Consider the following 2945-nt stretch of genomic DNA (forward strand, 5'->3'; position numbering starts at 1 on the left):
CCAAGTAACTCGATCTTTGTAGATCGAAATTATTAGCGGAATGGTTAAGCTAATAAGAGCACACGGAGGATGCCTAGGCACTAGGAGCCGAAGAAGGACGTGGCGAACGACGAAATGCCTCGGGGAGCCGTAAGCAGGCTTTGATCCGGGGATGTCCGAATGGGGGAACCCGCGTGAGGTAATGCTCACGTACCATGCAGTGAATACATAGCTGCATAGGAGGCATACGAGGGGAACTGAAACATCTAAGTACCCTCAGGAGAAGAAAACAAAAGTGATTCCGTCAGTAGCGGCGAGCGAAAGCGGAACAGCCCAAACCAAGGAGCTTGCTCCTTGGGGTTGTGGGACGTCAATATGCGAAAAGTTGGTTAGGCGAAGCAGTCTGGAAAGGCTCATCACAGAGGGTAACAATCCCGTAGCCAAAAGCTAACGTATCGCTAGACGGATCCCGAGTACCGCGAGACACGTGAAACCTCGTGGGAAGCAGGCAGGACCATCTGCCAAGGCTAAATACTCCCTAGTGACCGATAGTGAAGCAGTACCGTGAGGGAAAGGTGAAAAGAACCGCGGGAGCGGAGTGAAATAGAACCTGAAACCGTGTGCTTACAAGAAGTCAGAGCCCGTTAACGGGTGATGGCGTGCCTTTTGTAGAATGAACCGGCGAGTTACGTTCCCGTGCAAGGTTAAGCTGAATAGGCGGAGCCGCAGCGAAAGCGAGTCTGAATAGGGCGCATAGAGTACGTGGACGTAGACCCGAAACCGTGTGATCTACCCCTGTCCAGGGTGAAGGTGCGGTAACACGCACTGGAGGCCCGAACCCACGAATGTTGAAAAATTCGGGGATGAGGTGGGGGTAGCGGAGAAATTCCAATCGAACTCGGAGATAGCTGGTTCTCCCCGAAATAGCTTTAGGGCTAGCCTCGGAATTAGAGTCGTGGAGGTAGAGCACTGATTGGGTGCGGGGCCCGCCAAGGGTTACCAAGTCCAGTCAAACTCCGAATGCCACAGACTTATATCCGGGAGTCAGACAGTGAGTGCTAAGATCCATTGTCAAGAGGGAAACAGCCCAGACCATCAGCTAAGGTCCCCAAGTGTGTGTTAAGTGGGAAAGGATGTGGAGTTGCAAAGACAACCAGGATGTTGGCTTAGAAGCAGCCACCATTGAAAGAGTGCGTAATAGCTCACTGGTCGAGTGACTCTGCGCCGAAAATGTAACGGGGCTAAACACACCACCGAAGCTATGGACAGTGCAAACAAGATTTGCACTTTGGTAGGGGAGCGTTGTATATACCTAGAAGGTGTACCGTAAGGAGCGCTGGAGCGTATACAAGTGAGAATGCCGGTATGAGTAACGAAAAGACAAGTGAGAATCTTGTCCGCCGAAAGCCTAAGGGTTCCTGAGGAAGGCTCGTCCTCTCAGGGTAAGTCGGGACCTAACGCGAGGCCGAAAGGCGTAGTGGATGGACAACAGGTTGAAATTCCTGTACCACCGAAAACCGTTATGAGCAATGGGGTGACGCAGAAGGATAGTGACGCGGACTGATGGATGTCCGTCTAAGCAGAGAGGCTGATGTGTAGGCAAATCCGCACATCGATAAGGCTGGTCTGTGATGGGGAGCGAAAATTACAGTAGCGAAGGTCATGAGTTCAAGCTGCCAAGAAAAGCCTCTAGCCAGGGAGAAGGTGCCCGTACCGTAAACCGACACAGGTAGGCGAGCAGAGCATGCTAAGGCGCGCGGAAGAACTCTCGTTAAGGAACTCGGCAAAATGACCCCGTAACTTCGGGAGAAGGGGTGCCTCGGTAGGGTGAATAGCCCGAGGGGGCCGCAGTGAAAAGGCCCAAGCGACTGTTTAGCAAAAACACAGGTCTGTGCGAAGCCGCAAGGCGAAGTATACGGGCTGACGCCTGCCCGGTGCTGGAAGGTTAAGAGGAGTGGTTAGGGGCAACCCGAAGCTATGAATTGAAGCCCCAGTAAACGGCGGCCGTAACTATAACGGTCCTAAGGTAGCGAAATTCCTTGTCAGGTAAATTCTGACCCGCACGAATGGCGTAACGACTTGGGCGCTGTCTCAACGAGAGATCCGGTGAAATTTTAATACCTGTGAAGATGCAGGTTACCCGCGACAAGACGGAAAGACCCCATGGAGCTTTACTGCAGCTTGATATTGAACTTTGGTACGGTCTGTACAGGATAGGTGGGAGCCTTTGAAGCCTGAGCGCCAGCTTAGGTGGAGGCGACGTTGGGATACCACCCTGACCGTATCGGAGTTCTAACCTAGTACCGTGATCCGGTGCGGGGACAGTGTCAGGCGGGCAGTTTGACTGGGGCGGTCGCCTCCTAAAATGTAACGGAGGCGCCCCAAGGTTCCCTCAGAATGGTTGGAAATCATTCGAAGAGTGCAAAGGCATAAGGGAGCTTGACTGCGAGACGTACAGGTCGAGCAGGGACGAAAGTCGGGCTTAGTGATCCGGTGGTACCGAATGGAAGGGCCATCGCTCAACGGATAAAAGCTACCCTGGGGATAACAGGCTTATCTCCCCCAAGAGTCCACATCGACGGGGAGGTTTGGCACCTCGATGTCGGCTCATCGCATCCTGGGGCTGAAGTAGGTCCCAAGGGTTGGGCTGTTCGCCCATTAAAGCGGTACGCGAGCTGGGTTCAGAACGTCGTGAGACAGTTCGGTCCCTATCTGTCGTGGGCGTAGGAAATTTGAGAGGAGCTGTCCTTAGTACGAGAGGACCGGGATGGACGTACCGCTGGTGTACCAGTTGTTCCGCCAGGAGCACGGCTGGATAGCTACGTACGGAAGGGATAAGCGCTGAAAGCATCTAAGCGTGAAGCCCCCCTCAAGATGAGATTTCCCAGTATGTAAGACCCCTTGTAGACGACGAGGTTGATAGGTTCGGGGTGGAAGTGCCGCAAGGTATGGAGCTGACGAATACT

Annotated in this window: 1 rRNA gene; it reads left to right on the forward strand. The window is 53.4% G+C overall.

Going from position 1 to position 2945, the window contains the following annotated elements:
- Positions 1-42: 42 nt before the first annotated feature.
- A 23S ribosomal RNA gene (locus GC093_RS00010) occupies positions 43-2945 on the forward strand; the annotation flags it as partial.

The organism is Paenibacillus foliorum (assembly GCF_013141765.1).
Classification (GTDB): domain Bacteria; phylum Bacillota; class Bacilli; order Paenibacillales; family NBRC-103111; genus Paenibacillus_S; species Paenibacillus_S foliorum.